Origin of the sequence: Gilliamella sp. Gris3-2 (assembly GCF_001690345.1) — a bacterium.
Taxonomy (GTDB): domain Bacteria; phylum Pseudomonadota; class Gammaproteobacteria; order Enterobacterales; family Orbaceae; genus Gilliamella; species Gilliamella bombi.
Map to the genome: position 1 here is coordinate 1 of NZ_LZHB01000056.1, position 15456 is coordinate 15456.

16 protein-coding genes and 1 CRISPR repeat array are annotated in these 15456 nt (G+C 37.2%); of the genes, 10 read left to right on the plus strand and 6 right to left on the minus strand.

The genetic code is table 11. From position 1 onward, the window contains the following. The first annotated feature begins 98 nt into the window (after positions 1-98). Both A9G32_RS07715 and A9G32_RS07720 read left to right on the plus strand, forming a co-directional pair. Positions 99-1193 carry a hypothetical protein gene (locus A9G32_RS07715; RefSeq protein ID WP_065640663.1) on the plus strand — a complete coding sequence of 365 codons (1095 nt, stop codon included), beginning with the start codon at positions 99-101 and terminating at the stop codon, positions 1191-1193. Between the two features lie 325 nt (positions 1194-1518). Beyond that, complete coding sequence (locus A9G32_RS07720; RefSeq protein ID WP_065560580.1) at positions 1519-1845, plus strand: Grx4 family monothiol glutaredoxin; 327 nt, start codon at positions 1519-1521, stop codon at positions 1843-1845. 84 nt (positions 1846-1929) lie between these two features. Here the strand turns inward: A9G32_RS07720 and rnt are convergent, their stop codons facing one another. Then, a complete protein-coding gene (rnt, locus tag A9G32_RS07725) occupies positions 1930-2616 on the minus strand; it encodes a ribonuclease T (protein WP_208610447.1) in 687 nt (228 codons plus the stop codon). 221 nt (positions 2617-2837) lie between these two features. On the opposite strand from rnt, the gene A9G32_RS07730 reads away from it, so the two are divergent. From A9G32_RS07730 to cysZ, 7 genes are all read left to right on the plus strand, one after another. Continuing rightward, the gene (locus A9G32_RS07730) at positions 2838-3596 is read left to right on the plus strand and encodes a Nif3-like dinuclear metal center hexameric protein (protein ID WP_065589992.1); all 759 of its coding nucleotides are present in this window, start codon (positions 2838-2840) and stop codon (positions 3594-3596) included. A 95-nt stretch (positions 3597-3691) separates the two neighbouring features. After that, positions 3692-4570, plus strand: a complete 879-nt coding sequence (dapA, locus tag A9G32_RS07735; protein WP_065589991.1) for a 4-hydroxy-tetrahydrodipicolinate synthase — start codon at positions 3692-3694, stop codon at positions 4568-4570. Positions 4571-4600: 30 nt separating this feature from the next. Then, complete coding sequence (bamC, locus tag A9G32_RS07740) at positions 4601-5368, plus strand: outer membrane protein assembly factor BamC (RefSeq protein ID WP_065589990.1); 768 nt, start codon at positions 4601-4603, stop codon at positions 5366-5368. Between the two features lie 65 nt (positions 5369-5433). Next, positions 5434-6144, plus strand: a complete 711-nt coding sequence (gene purC / locus A9G32_RS07745; RefSeq protein WP_065589989.1) for a phosphoribosylaminoimidazolesuccinocarboxamide synthase — start codon at positions 5434-5436, stop codon at positions 6142-6144. Beyond that, positions 6144-6599 (plus strand): DUF441 domain-containing protein, encoded by a 456-nt coding sequence (locus A9G32_RS07750; protein ID WP_065560553.1) that lies wholly within the window; start codon positions 6144-6146, stop codon positions 6597-6599. The genes purC and A9G32_RS07750 overlap by 1 nt, the downstream gene beginning before the upstream one ends. 4 nt (positions 6600-6603) lie before the next feature. Next, positions 6604-8637, plus strand: coding sequence for a tRNA(Met) cytidine acetyltransferase TmcA (locus A9G32_RS07755; protein WP_065589988.1), 2034 nt, complete (start codon positions 6604-6606; stop codon positions 8635-8637). Positions 8638-8841: 204 nt separating this feature from the next. Beyond that, entirely contained in the window at positions 8842-9672 is an 831-nt protein-coding gene (gene cysZ / locus A9G32_RS07760; protein WP_081296793.1) for a sulfate transporter CysZ, read from the plus strand. 8 nt (positions 9673-9680) lie between these two features. On the opposite strand, the gene A9G32_RS07765 is transcribed toward cysZ, so the two are convergent. From A9G32_RS07765 to pdxS, 5 genes are all read right to left on the minus strand, one after another. Further along, positions 9681-9869, minus strand: a complete 189-nt coding sequence (locus A9G32_RS07765) for a YpfN family protein (RefSeq protein WP_065589987.1) — start codon at positions 9867-9869, stop codon at positions 9681-9683. A 72-nt stretch (positions 9870-9941) separates the two neighbouring features. Beyond that, on the minus strand, positions 9942-11081 hold the full coding sequence (gene dapE, locus A9G32_RS07770) for a succinyl-diaminopimelate desuccinylase (RefSeq protein WP_065589986.1): 1140 nt from the start codon (positions 11079-11081) through the stop codon (positions 9942-9944). 14 nt (positions 11082-11095) lie between these two features. Next, entirely contained in the window at positions 11096-11452 is a 357-nt protein-coding gene (locus A9G32_RS07775; protein ID WP_065589985.1) for an ArsC family reductase, read from the minus strand. 369 nt (positions 11453-11821) lie between these two features. Next, a CRISPR array of direct repeats spans positions 11822-12148; the repeat unit is 28 nt; unit sequence GTTTACCGCCGAGTAGGCGGTTTAGAAA. Between the two features lie 137 nt (positions 12149-12285). After that, a complete protein-coding gene (gene pdxT, locus A9G32_RS07780) occupies positions 12286-12885 on the minus strand; it encodes a pyridoxal 5'-phosphate synthase glutaminase subunit PdxT (protein ID WP_065589984.1) in 600 nt (199 codons plus the stop codon). Beyond that, the gene (gene pdxS, locus A9G32_RS07785; protein WP_065589983.1) at positions 12885-13772 is read right to left on the minus strand and encodes a pyridoxal 5'-phosphate synthase lyase subunit PdxS; all 888 of its coding nucleotides are present in this window, start codon (positions 13770-13772) and stop codon (positions 12885-12887) included. Before pdxS ends, pdxT begins: the two co-directional genes overlap by 1 nt. A 202-nt stretch (positions 13773-13974) precedes the next feature. Between pdxS and A9G32_RS07790 the strand changes: the two genes are divergently transcribed. Beyond that, positions 13975-15384 carry an aminotransferase-like domain-containing protein gene (locus A9G32_RS07790; RefSeq protein ID WP_065589982.1) on the plus strand — a complete coding sequence of 470 codons (1410 nt, stop codon included), beginning with the start codon at positions 13975-13977 and terminating at the stop codon, positions 15382-15384. Positions 15385-15456: the final 72 nt, after the last annotated feature.

The following is a 15456-nucleotide window of genomic DNA, read 5'->3' on the forward strand; positions in this document are numbered from 1 at the left end:
GTTATACTTTTATCACTATAGGAAAACATGCTTATTAAATAAGCGAATAATTATAAAAATCTAAATAAAACAAATAATTACTTGACAGGTGAAATAAAATGCATTATTATTTTAGGCACAAGGCACAAGGCACAAGGCACAAGGCCTGGCAAACCTATGCCTTAAATTTATCAAATAATTTTATCCGACGAGTTTTTGCACGAAACTCATTTATATTTTCCAAATTATCTCTCAACTCATCATCGAAGTTGTTCCGAAAAATTTTGTTGGTGTTGGGGCTGTTATTATTGCCCTATTTATGGAGTTTAGAGGCATTGGCTAGCACAAGTGGTCGAGCGAATAATTATCGTAGTGATGCCATAATATTACCATCAGAACCATTACCAGATGAACCTTTTATACCAGCTATTAGTTATGTAAGGCCAAATAAGGATTGGGGTACAGATCAATATGCAGGCCCTATTGACGCATGGAATGTAAAAGAGGGATTTCCCATTCAATCAGATCCAAAATCTAATTTTCCAACCACAGGGGCTGATGGATTATTTTTTGATTTAGCGATAAAGGGCGTTGATCCAGATCAATTGACATGGACACCAGTCACGCATGATGGAATAACCGTCACCGTAAAAAGGACAATGACAAACGATAGATGGACTAAAGAAATGGTAACACGTGTTACTCTAAAGGGGCCAGAGGCTAGATTTCAATGGTATAATCCTTATCCAAGTCGAATTACTGTACCAAGGTTACCGTGGGAATTCGTATTAGTGGGGAGAGATAGAAGCGGTAATGAGATAGTAAGATATGCATTTGTATTACAAAAGTGGTTTGTTCACAGAGGAGATCAAGGAGCGTATTCTTTTCAGCAAGCTGATTGGTGTAGGGGGTTAGGATATCGTATACCACAGGTAAAGGATCTGACTAATGCTGTGTGTTTTGGTTTGAATACAGATAGGCGATGTAATGGAGCTGTCGGTGCTACGCCATCATCAACAGGTAATCATTATCAGCGCCGAATAGGGGCAGGATTTTTTACGGAATGGGGGCTGTTGGCCGGTTACTCTGGTACAAACTTCAACCGCTTCGGAGAGTACTGGACAGGTGATGATTCATTCGTTGTAAATGGAAATGGTAGCGTGATGGGTCTTTTTCCAAGTTTCTCCTCGTATGTGATTTGTACAACTCCTTAGCATTTAATTCTTAATCCTTGAGTGATAGGCTAATTAAAGAAAGCGCCTTCTGCTTAAGCAGAAGGCCACGAGTCGACAAAGAGGCTCCTTGTGCAAAGGTAAATCCAGTAAAACCCACTTTTTCCAGCAAAAAAACGTCAGGGATTAGGTTGGTTTTATTATTTTTATTTTAATTGTTTTAAAAAAATAACGCCTCCATAATTTGCTCTAAAAATCCCCATTAAGTAGCTTGGTTATAAGATACCAGTAGGAACAAGCAAAATTGTACGTTAAAATAGCTCGCATTATTACAATAAATTACCAAGGAAATCGCATGACGACTGAAATGACAACACTCGACAAAATCAAAAAACAAATTGCCGATAACCCGATTATTTTATATATGAAAGGTTCGCCAAAATTGCCAAGCTGTGGCTTTTCGGCTCAGGCGGTGCAGGTTTTGTCGCAATGTGGTGAAGCGTTTGCTTACGTTGATATTTTACAAAACCCTGATATTCGTGCCGAATTACCTAAATTCGCTAATTGGCCAACGTTTCCACAATTATGGGTTGAAGGCGAATTAGTAGGTGGTTGTGATATTATGCTAGAGATGTTTCAAACTGGCGAACTACAAGCGCTTATTAAGCAAACTGCGGAAAAGTATAAATCCTAATTTGATGCAGTATGGTAAACTAAGCGCGCAAAATAGGCGCGCTTTTTTATTTTTGTAAATTAATACTGTTTACTCTTGAAATTGTTACTGTTCATATTGTTGTTTATTATCTAAATCTTTTTCGATTTTTGTATCTACATCGGAATCTGTAACAGCCAAAGGCCATCCTCCAAGTGATTTAAGTCGATTAACAATTTTACAAAAAAGTATTGCCGTTTTTTGTGTATCATATAGCGCACTGTGAGCTTGCTTATGATCGAATGTGATTTGCGCTGCTTGACAGGCTTTGGCGAGCACTGTTTGGCCAAAAACCAAACCACTGAGTGACGCAGTGTCAAAGGTAGCAAATGGGTGGAATGGGTTGCGTTTTATGCCTGTGCGTTCAGCAGCCGCCATTAAAAAACTATGATCAAAGTGTGCGTTATGAGCAACAATCACTGCTCGAGTACATTCACTAGCTTTTATGCCAGATCTAACCATTTTAAAAATTTCGTCTAAGGCGAGCTTTTCGTCAACACCGCCACGAAGTGGATTATCAGGATCGATGCCATTAAAAGCAAGGGCTGCTGGTTCTAAAATTGCACCACTAAATGGATTGACATTAAATTGTAAGGATTGATCTGGCTCTAGCCAACCATCTGGGGTCATTTTTAAGGTGATAGCGGCGATTTCTAAAATAGCGTTGAGTTTTGGATCGAATCCAGACGTTTCAATATCAATTACAACAGGATAAAACCCACGAAAGCGTTCACATAATTTGGCGTTTGGCACGTTAATTTTTCTTATCTATCAAAAAAGGTGTTATTATGCCATCTTTTAACCAGTTCGCCTAGCATTGGCTACAAGAGTTTGTATTCAATTTGTTAATCTTTGTAAAAAGCCAATACAGTAGTTTTATTCAAATTACATTAAACCAATGAGTAGGTGCGATTATTGGTTAAAGTGATTATAATCATCAATTATTATTAAATAATATTAAAATTGAGCGAATAATGCACAACTTTGAATTAGAACAGATTATTAATAACGAACTACAAATTAGTCGTTATCGTGACTATGCGCCAAATGGATTGCAAGTGCAGGGGCGCAAGCAAGTGAATAAAATTGTCACAGGCGTGACCGCTTGCCAGTTATTGTTAGATAAGGCGGTTGAATTAAAAGCTGACGCAGTTCTGGTTCATCATGGTTATTTTTGGAAGAGTGAACCACAAACCATTACAGGTATTAAATATCAAAGGATTAAAACACTGTTAACTAACGATATTAATTTATATGGTTATCACTTGCCATTAGATGGTCATGCTGTTTTGGGCAACAATATTGAACTGGCTAACTTATTGGGTATTTCAGTCGATAAACGCAATGACATTACCGATCTGCTTTTTACTGGTACATTAAACAAGCCACTTACTGCTTTACAATTTAAACAACAACTTGAGCAAGTATTACACAATAACCAACAACGTGTACTATTTTGTGGAGATAATGCTCCACAAGTTATTAATCGTATTGGATGGTGTAGTGGTGGAGGGCAAGATTATATTGAACAAGCAGCATTAATGGGAGTGGATGCTTTTTTTACTGGCGAAGTGTCTGAACGCACTATCCATATTGCACGTGAATATGGTATTAATTTTTATGCCGCTGGACACCATGCTACCGAACGTTACGGTATTAAAAAATTGGGTGAATGGTTAGCGAGCTGTTACGGTGTTGAGGTTATTTTTGTCGATATTGATAATCCTGTATAACAAAAGTTGAATTTAGTCTAGAAATATCGCATACTTATCCGCAGATTTTTATTCTTTACGTTGTGTTATAAACCAATTATATGAGAGGTCATTTTATGTTTACAGGAAGTCTGGTCGCACTTGTTACTCCCATGGATACAAAAGGAAACGTTGACCACGTAAGCTTAAAAAAATTGGTCGAATATCATATTGCAAATGGAACATCGGGTATTGTTTCGGTTGGTACAACAGGCGAATCAGCAACACTTGATCACCACGAGCATATTGATGTAATTAAAAGAACAATTGACTATGCTGATGGGCGCATTGCCATTATTGCTGGCACAGGCGCAAACGCAACGAAGGAGGCTATAGAATTAACCAGTAAGGTCGAAAATATTGGCGTCGTAGGCTGTTTAACGGTTGCACCTTATTATAATAAACCGACACAAGAAGGTATGTATCAGCACTTTAAAGCTATTGCCGAAAGTACGGAGTTGCCACAGATTTTATATAATGTACCAGGCCGTACGAGTAGTGATATCAAGCCTGAAACTGTTGGACGGTTAGCTAAAATCAAAAATATTGTTGCATTAAAAGATGCAACAGGCGATCTTTCGAGAGTTTATCCTACTCGAAAATTGGTTGGGCCTGATTTTAAATTATTGAGTGGTGATGATTCAACCTTTTTAGATTTTATGATTTTAGGTGGCGATGGCGTTATTTCTGTTACAGCTAATGTTGCAGCTAAGGCGGTTGCTACAGTTTGTCAGCTTGCGGCTAATAATCAAATTAAAGAAGCCCGCAATTTAAACGATACTTTAATGGCTTTACATCACAATTTGTTCATTGAACCCAATCCAACACCTGCTAAGTGGGCTTGTGCAAGATTAGGTTTAATGCAAAATGCAACAATTAGATTACCAATGGTCTCATTGAGCACATCGTCAATTCCTGCGGTTGAACAAGCGTTAAAAGACGCGAATTTATTGTAATATAACCTTTAATTTTAAAAGCAGATATTTATGTTAAATAGCACATTAAACAGAACATTAAACTTAACCTTATTTAAAGGTAACGTCATTAAAAAAACAGCTGTTTTAACCGTTGTGACTTCTTTATTTCTTGTTGGCTGTGGTAGTGATCAAAATTATAAGCGTGAAGTTGAAGGTAATGAAGATTACCTTAAATCACCTACGTTAAAACCGTTAATTATTCCTGAAGGTGTTTCGGTGCCTGCGGAAAGTGGCGATTTTTATGTTGTTAAAACTGAGGTTAAAGGCGAATTAGGTAAAAAGCTTGATATTAGACCGCCAATTTTACCGATCCCAACTATTCAAGATGCATTTGCGATTTATAATAACGGTTCGGTCACTTTTAATGTGCCATTAAGCAATAATGTCTGGGATCGTATTCCTAACAGCCTAAATAAGAAAAATATCTTTATCGCTAGCCGTGATAATAACAGCATTAAAACCAATAAAGCCTTTATGGTGCGTGCAGACGAAAATCGAGCCGTTGAAGCCACTTATTCAATGACACGAAACTTGGTAGGCGATACTGAAACAATCACCATTTCAATCACCTCATTAACCCGTGGTACTGAAGATTTAATTTCGCAACCAATTGAAGTGCAACGCTATGTTGTAAGTTTATTTAATGACATAATGGATGATGTTGCACCTGATTCAGTTCGGGCTGTACCACGAAAAGCACAAGATAAAGAGGCTGAAAAAGAAAATGCCGAAGGCAAAAAAACAGCAACAGCAGTAAGCGGTGCAAATCAAGAGTAAGTTTGGAATTTAAGGAGCGAATAGCTCCTTAATTATTTATTGGCAATTGATATAAGGTTATAAACATGAAAAAGTTGGCTGAGCTTTATCGTGGTAAAGCTAAAACAGTATATACCACCGAAAACTCCGATTTATTAATTCTTGAGTTTCGTAATGATACATCGGCATTTGATGGCTTGCGTATTGAACAGTTAGATCGTAAAGGCATGGTTAATAATAAATTTAACTATTTTATTATGAGCAAATTGCGTGAAGCTGGCATTCCAACTCAAGTTGAAGCCTTATTATCTGACAATGAAGTGCTGGTTAAAAAGTTGCAAATGGTACCTGTTGAATGTGTGGTACGTAATAGAGCAGCGGGCTCTTTAGTTAAACGTTTAGGAGTTGAAGAAGGTAAAGTTTTAAATCCTCCTACGTTTGAATTATTCCTAAAAAACGATGCATTGCATGATCCAATGGTTAATGAATCACACTGCAAGGCTTTCGGTTGGGCTAGCGATGATCAACTTGCTAGAATGAAAGAACTTAGCTTTAAAATTAACACCATCTTGACTGATTTGTTTGATAAAGCAGGACTAATATTGGTTGATTACAAACTCGAATTTGGATTATTTAAAGGCGAAATCACTTTGGGTGATGAGTTTTCTCCTGATGGTTGTCGTTTGTGGGAAAAAGAGACAATGAAAAAAATGGACAAAGATCGCTTTCGCCAAGGTTTAGGGGGTGTGATTGAAGCCTATGAAGAAGTAGCAAAACGAATTGGTGTTCCTTTCTAATGTTTGCACAGTTTGATATCTCTTTTTTTCTACTTTTGGGGTTAGCGGCGCTTTGTTATTTAACACACAATAATACCGTGACATTTGCAGTGCTGTTATTGTTACTGTTTAAATTAACGCCGCTTGCCACTTATTTTCCGTTTTTAAATCAATATGGCTTAACAATTGGTATTGTTATTTTAACTGCCGCAATGATGGTGCCTTTAGCTGATGGCTCGTTAAAAATAGGCGATATTGCTAAATCATTTACCACTTGGCAATCTATATTAGCTATTTTTGTTGGAATTTTAGTATCGTGGCTAGGTACGCGAGGTATATCCCTCATTGGTGCGCACCCTACAATTATTAATGGTTTAATTATTGGTACGCTAATTGGTGTGGCTTTTTTCAAAGGTATTCCTGTTGGTCCTCTGATTGCTGCAGGTATTTTGTCGTTGTTAATTGGAAAAAGTTAACCTTATGCACAAGTATCCCAACAGCACAAGAACGCTATGGGTGTTACAGGGTGAAGCCACACAGTTATTCGAGCAACTTAGCCAGGCTATTTGTCATTACTCAGGTGATTGGTTAACGGTTACATCTCACTTTGAACTTTCTAGTTATTTACCCAACACATTAATTTCTGATGTAATACCGCCCAATCAAACTAAACAGTTGTTGGGACGGCAGTATCGGCATGCTATTTTTGATGCAACGGTAGGATTTAATCTTGATGCCTTTGCTATGCTTGTTGGCACGTTAGTTAAAGGTAGTATATTGGTTTTATTCTTGCCTAAGAATCTGTCTACTTGGCATGATCAAGATAGCTTACGCTGGAACGAAAGCCAAATGCCCATTAATGTGCCTAATTTCGTTGCACATTTAATACAGACTTTAACTGAATTTGGTTTATCAATTTATCCTAAAATTTCATCAAAACAGGTTATATCCTCTAAGATATCCCTGCCTGAAGTTATTATTGATGACGTTTGTGATTTAGCCGAGCAACAAGCAACTTTAAAACAATTATTAAATAGCACTAAGCCTATTAACGTATTAGTCGCTAAACGTGGACGCGGTAAATCGGCACTAGCTGGATTATTTAGCCATTACCAACGTTGTATTGTGACAGCACCAAATAAATCAGCACTGACCACCTTTTTTGCTTTTGCTAAGCCCGATACCCCATTTTTTGCCCCAGATGAATTAATTGCTCAATCATGTATTACCGTTGCCGATTATTTAATTATTGATGAAGCTGCCATGATCCCACTTCCCATGCTGGAAAAATTGTTAAAACTAGCTAAAACAAATAACACTCGAGTATTATTAACAACGACTGCTGATGGGTATGAGGGCACAGGACAGGGCTTTTTGTTGAAATTGTTATCAAATAAAGCATATCAATATTTTCAGCTATTTAGCCCTATCCGCTGGCAGGCAGGCGATATGCTAGAGCAATTTAGCGATCGATTGTTACTTAATGGTTTATTAACAAAGGGCGATAATTTTGATGCATGCCTATCATTAATCCAATATTCAAAAGTTGAACGTAATAATGTTGATACATTAAGGTCAATATTTTATTTATTGAAAGTAGCTCATTACCAAACTACGTTAGTTGATTTAAGACGTCTGTTTGATGCGCAAAATTTGACAATTTGGCAAGCGACAGCTAACAATAACCAAATAGCTGCTGCACTGACTGTTATTGAAGGTAACTTACCTGATAGTTTAATCACCGAAGTGTGGCAAGGTACGCGTCGACCAAAAGGTAATTTAGTAGCACAGTCGTTAGTCGCCCACGCAGGTGAGCCGCAGGCGGCTAAATTGCGCTCAGTTCGGATTAATCGTATTGCGGTTATTAGTGCCTATCGGCGACAAAATATAGCAAGGCAACTTGTGCAAGCTATCTTTGAAGATGCCAAAGCTCAGAATATTGACTTTTTATCGGTTAGCTTTGCTTATACCTCGTCTAATTACCAATTTTGGATTGCTTGTGGGTTTGTTTTGGTGCACGTCAGTAGTCATAAACAGGCAAATAGTGGTAGTTATTCAGTTATGGCGCTAAAGCCATTAACTGATTCAGGGCGAAATCTAACCATTAAATTAAAACAAAAATTACATCGTAATGTTGATTGGCTCAAAGATATTATTGATTTACCATTTACTGATATTATTGAAAGTAAGGATAAGTCACAACTAACACAAGATTTAGACGCCTACGATTTTGATGAACTAAATGGATTTGCTTACTATCATCGACCGTTTGAAGCCACTTATGCCACACTGTGTCGATTAGTTCGCTATAATCAAACGCATCAACAATGGCAAAAACCACAATCACAACCACAGCAACAACTAACATTGCCTGTGTTATCAGCACTGATAAAAAGCAAAAACAATCAATCTTTGCTCATTAGTTCATATCAACTTGCAGGAAAAAATGCATTAATGCAAACCATCAAGCAAGAGATCAAAACATGGTTAGCAATTCAAATTAGTAATTCATAGTTAGCGATTCATAGTTAGTAAATAATGGCAATAATGTGCTTTTTGACGAAAAAAACAATAATAAAGATAGCTGATTATCATTGCAGGTTACCAAGGGCTATGTTTACAATAGTTACCATGTTTAAGTTCAACTTAATTTTTACCCAACTAGTTTAAACTTAACTAGTTTCAACATAATTCGTTTTAATTAAAAAGGAATTGAATGTGACGCAAAATAAATTAGAAAACCAAGCACAACATCGCCATTCAAAAAAACAAACTCAAAATTCAAACAATCAACCCACAACAGGTATTGAGTATTTTTTTAAAGGTTGGTCATTGGCGTTTAGTCCAGGCATTAAGCGATTTGTTTTTTTACCATTAATTGCCAATGTTGTGATTATGTCAGCATTATTTTATTGGTTCTTTACGGCTATCTCGGGCATGGTTGATTGGGGAGTGTCGTATATGCCAAGTTGGTTGCATTGGCTTGGTTATATTATTGTTTTTATGGTTATTTTAGCTTTGGTTATTTTGTTTTGTTATTTCTTTAGTACGGTAACCAATATTATAGCGGCTCCGTTTAATGGCTTGTTAGCTGAACAAGTTGAAGCACAATTAACGGGGACTCCCGCAGCAGATATGTCGTGGATGAGTCTTATTAAGGATCTTCCTCGTATTTTTAAACGTGAACTACAAAAACTAGTTAACTATTTATTATGGGCAATTCCGATACTGCTAACTTACTTTATTCCTGTTATTGGGCAATCAGTAACGCCAGTGGTTTGGTTTTTATTTACCGCTTGGCAAATTAATATCCAATATGCTGATTATGCCTTTGATAACCACAAAATTACTTTTCACCGTATGCGTGAATTACTCAAGCAAGATCGGGTAGATAATTTAACTTTTGGTATGATAGTCAGCTTTTTTACCATGGTGCCATTGCTTAATTTAATTGTTATGCCTATTGCGGTATGTGGCGCAACGGCAATGTGGGTTGATCGCTACCGTCATCAAGCCTTATTTGATAGTAGTAGCCAAGACTTTCGTTAAGCAGGGCGTTATTTTTTCTTCGTCGAATTTGTTGATGGCCAATCGTCGTCATCATCTTGATAAGGGATAGGTTTTATCCCTTTCTTTTTTTCAAGATACGCTTTATAACTTAGTCGATTCAGCGCCTTAATAGTATTAATAAAAATCCCAATTAAAATCACCACAATTATCCACCAGTAATCTTTAAGCCATTCCATCGTACTTCCTCTTAGATAAAAATCGCTATCTCCAAGTTATAATAGCTAGGCACAATAACAATTGTGCCGCAATTATGCCAACAGTAATTTTTCTAATATGCGGTTATAAATTGCAGTTAAGGTAATTATATCTTTGCAGTTGGCGTTTTCGTTGATTTTGTGAATAGTCTTATTTAATACACCTAGTTCGATCACTTGACAGCCCATTTTAGCAATAAAGCGTCCATCCGACGTACCTCCGCTGGTCGATAGCTTGGTATCAATGTTGGTAAATTCCTTAATAGCACTTGCAGCAGCATTAGTTAAATCGCCTTGTGGCGTCAAAAAAGGATGTCCTGATAATCGCCAAGATAACGTATAGTTCAAATTATGTTTTTGTAAAATTTGCTCAACGCGCGCTTTAATTATCGTATCGGTCAATTCACTACTATAGCGAAAGTTAAATTGCACACTTAGATCACCCGGCACAACGTTTTCGGCACCTGTACCACCATTAATATTGGCAATTTGCATAGTTGTTTGAGGAAAATACTGATTGCCTTCATCCCAAACAGTGCTAACTAGTTCATTTAAAGCAGGAGCAAAACGATGGACAGGGTTATCGGCAAGGTGAGGATAGGCCACATGGCCTTGAATACCATGCACAACTAAATTAGCTGTTAGTGAACCACGGCGACCGTTTTTAATTTGATCGCCAAGTACAGCATCGCTTGACGGTTCGCCCACGATACAATAATCAACACGTTCTTGACGTTTCATTAGCAAATCGACAACCTTAACAGTGCCATCGGTTGCATCGGCTTCTTCGTCCGATGTAATTAAAAAAGCTACTCGCCCAGCGTGATTTGGATGTTGCTTAACAAAATCTTCAGCCGCACAAACCATGGCAGCAACGCCACTTTTCATGTCAGATGCACCACGTCCATAAAGCACGCCTTGTTCATCAATGGTTGGCGAAAACGGAGGATAAAGCCATTTGCTTTCATCACCAGCAGGTACGACATCGGTATGTCCTGCAAACATTAAAGTTTTGCTGTTAGCTTCGCCATGATAAGCCCATAAGTTTTTGGTCTTTCCAAGATTAACTTCTTCAATAGTAAAACCGAGCGGTTTTAGCCGTTCAATAATCATTTTTTGACAATTTTTATCGTCAGGACTTATTGATTTTTCGGCGATGAGTGCTTGAGTCAGTGCAATAACAGGTTCAATCATAGTGGTCTCGATTTTTATTTAGATTGCGAAATAAATTGTGAATAAAGTTCCTCTGAAAAGCCCAACAATGCACGCTTCCCATCGATAAGCAAAGGGCGTTTTAAAACAGATGGATTGGCTAACATAATCTTTTTAGCCGTTTGAGCATTATTGACCTCAGCACGAATAGATTCATCTAACTTACGCCAAGTAGTACCTCGTGTATTGAGCAAGCTTTGCCAATCAACTAATTGTAAAAAATCATCCAACAGCTCCTCTGAAAGCCCGTTGGTTTTATAATTATGAAATTGATAGCTTACATGATGATCATCAAGCCAAGTAAAAGCTTTTTTCATCGTGTTGCAGTTTTTGATACCGTAGATGATGTACATAGTAGGTGATCCAACATTGAAAATAATAATAAAGATTATAACAGTTATCGGCCTGATGCGGCAAACTAAAGGGATTTATTTGTTTTAATTCATATTAATACTCATATCTAATGTTAGTTGTTAATGCCAAATAGTCGCTAGTGAAAGCTTGAAATTTTAAATATTTTGGATGGTGAGTTAAGAAATGAATTTTTGAACAGATAATTTCACTCATTTTAAAAAGATCAAACTATTGCTAACCCTTTTTTTTAACAATAAATAAAATCAAATAAAAACAACACACTAAAAAAGCTCTAAAAAAAAGGGTTTTCAAAAGCAAAAATCCTATTTGTCTTTTGCGAAACAAGGTTTATATTATATCGGTTTCTAGTTTACCGCCGAGTAGGCGGTTTAGAAATTGATTTAGATATAAAAAAAGCGACTGAAGTCGTTTACCGCCGAGTAGGCGGTTTAGAAAACTGTTCAAGGTTGGCTTTCTAATGAATCCGGTTTACCGCCGAGTAGGCGGTTTAGAAATCATCGAAAGCTGAGGGTTTGCTTTATCAACGGTTTACCGCCGAGTAGGCGGTTTAGAAAGCTACATGAGCGGTTTTATTGAACAAATTGAAGTTTACCGCCGAGTAGGCGGTTTAGAAAATTCCCAAGCCTTTTTCGATCATTACTGAATGGTTTACCGCCGAGTAGGTGGCATATAAATCAAAAAAGCCCTCAGACGAGGGCAGTGGATGTCTACCGACAGAATAGCTGGCTATGGTTATTAGCTGTGTTCAAAAATTTTATTGAACGCTTAAGCTAGTTGTCATTATCAATAGTATAAAATGATTATTAATTAACTAATTGCAGCATTTTTCAACAAAATAACTCATAATTCGATTATCGACGGTTAGTTCGGGATGAAATGAGCAAGTCAAAATGTTATCTTGCTGCGCCATTACACAATGATTATCAATAAAAGCTAGCTGATTGACTTGCTCACCAGCTTTTGCAATATATGGAGCACGAATAAATACTGCTGGAATTTGCTCACCAATAGTTGGTATATCTAACGTTGTCTCAAAGCTGTTAATTTGCCGACCAAAACCATTGCGTTCAACGCAAATATCCATCAAATCTAATAATTCGACTTCGTTATGAGTTGTCGTTTTGCCACAAAGCACTAGCCCAGCACAAGTACCTAAAATTCCTTTGCCTTGTTTGGCAAATTGTTGAATGGGCGCTAAAAGCCCATTTTGTCTAATTAATCGACTAATTGTGGTCGACTCTCCGCCTGGAATGATTAAACCATCTAAATTAGCTAATTGTTCCGGTTTCTGAACTAGTGTTGCTTGTACATTATCAATACTATTTAGCATCAAAATATGCTCACTAACTGCTCCTTGTAAGTTGAGCACACCAATGTACTTAACATTGCTTAGTTTGGATGATTTTGCCATTACCAACCTCGATCTTGCATTCTTTCTGATTGAGCAAGTGTGCTGATTTCAATGCCTTTCATGGCCTCGCCTAATCCTTTTGATAATTCGGCTAATCGTGGATAATCATCAAAATAAGTAGTAGCTTGCACAATGGCTTTGGCAAACTTTTCTGGATTTTGAGATTTAAAAATGCCTGATCCAACAAAAACACCATCAGCACCCAGTTGCATCATAAGTGCCGCATCAGCAGGGGTCGCAACGCCACCAGCGGCAAAATTCACAACTGGTAACTTACCTAGTTGTTTTACTTGTAATACAAGTTCATAAGGTGCGCCAATTTCTTTAGCAAAAGTCATTAGCTCATCTTTTGATTTTCCTGTTACCAAACGGATTTGCTCATTGACTTTACGTATATGGCGAACAGCTTCAACAATATTCCCTGTTCCTGGTTCGCCTTTGGTACGTAACATTGATGCTCCTTCACCAATTCGACGCAGTGCTTCACCCAAATCACGACAACCACAAACAAAAGGCACGGTAAATTCATCTTTAAGAAGATGGTACTGTTCATCGGCTGGGGTTAGTACTTCGCTTTCGTCAATATAATCAACCCCCATTGATTCTAAAATACGTGCTTCAACAATGTGGCCAATACGTGCTTTAGCCATAACAGGTATGCTAACAGCATTCATGACTTGTTCAACAATAGTAGGATCTGCCATTCGAGCGACACCGCCAGCTGCTCGAATATCTGATGGTACTCGCTCTAAAGCCATTACCGCAACTGCACCAGCTTGTTCGGCAATTTTAGCTTGTTCAGCATTAACAACATCCATAATTACGCCGCCTTTTTGCATTTGTGCCATACCACGTTTAACAGTCTGTGTTCCTGTAATTTGATTCATTTTTTACTCCTAGTTGAAAATTGGCCTTGTTTGAAAAGTATTATTCAAAAAGAAACAGTTAGACGAAACAGCCAATTGGACTATAATAAAGCCATCCAATTTTAGGTTTGTTGGTGTTATTATAAAAACAGTTCAGATAGGTTATTGATTTTATTTGATTTTTAATGTATTTTCTAAAAAAAACAAGTGTCTAAAATAAAATATGTGGCAAAAACAAAAACTAACCCAATTTGAAGGATCGCTTTTTCAACAATTGACTCACTTAATTGAACATTATATTGAGCAAGGAATTTTGATTGCTGGCGAAAAGTTACCTTCAGAAAGGGAGCTAGCTAAAATGTTACAGATTAACCGCTCAACTGTAGTACATGCACTGGAGCTGTTGACTGAACGAAGCATACTACTTCGACGTCGAGGCAGTGGCACTTATGTCAATAATAAAAAATGGGGCGTGCAAACCTATTCATCGATCAATTGGCGTTTACCAGCCCATTTTTATCGAGATAAAAAATCATTTTATCAACAAAAAGTGGCACAAGTGCGTGCGCAACAAGTGCATATTTGCGATCTGGCTAATGGTGATTTGCCAACTAATTTAATTCCCAAACTCCAGCTACCTGATACCTCGTTAAATGAATTGATTATGCATGAAAAAAACAGCGATGCATTACAATTAGGTTTACCATCGCTTAAAGCTCAAATTGCAACTTACATGCAAACTCAGTTTTCTATGCAAGTTGATATTAACGAAATTTTAATTACATCGGGCACGCAGCAGTCGTTATTTCTTATTACACAGGGTTTACTTAAGCCAGGAGATGCAGTTGGAATTGAATCTCCTTCCTATTTTTACTCCTTACCTTTGTTTCAGGCTGCTGGATTACGTTTATATGGTATTGAATGTGATAATGAAGGTATTACTCTTGAAAGCCTAGCAAATTGCGTACAACAACATCAAATAAAGTGGTTATTTTTGAATCCTATATTTCAAAACCCAATGGGCTTTGTTATGAGTAATAAACGAAAACAGGCAATTGTTGCATTTTGTCGTTCGCAATGTATAGGTATTGTTGAGGATGACGCCTATAGCAGTTTAGCGTTTAAACCAAATTTGCCAGTATTGCCCATAAAAAAATGGGATCAGCATAATCAAGTTATCTATTTAGGATCGCTATCAAAATATATAGGGGGAAATATTCGTATTGGGTGGATGGTGGCACCGCGTAATATTATCAAAAATCTGTCCAATATTCGGCAACACATTGATTCGGGGTTAAGTATATTGCCACAATTATTAGCTCAAGAATATCTACAACATCATCACACTGTCCATCAACAACAGCTACGGCAAACGTTACAAATCAAAGCAGAGCAGTTAATGCATTGGTTGGATTGCTATTTCGGTGGTGAGATTACTTATCAACCTCCACTAGGTGGCTTTCATTTATATGCGCATTTACCTGTAAAAACGGTAGCGCAAGAATTAGCTGTGCTTAATAAACTGTTATCAAAAGGAGTGACGGTATCGCAAGGGGCTGACTTTGGCGATAACTTAGGGACAATTAGATTAAGTTATGGGCATTTTGAACAGCAAATAATCTCAAAAATATGATAAAAACACTTGCTTTTTTAGATAAAATAAAATTGATTTTTTGGTAGTTTAATATTTAATCTTTTTAATAAA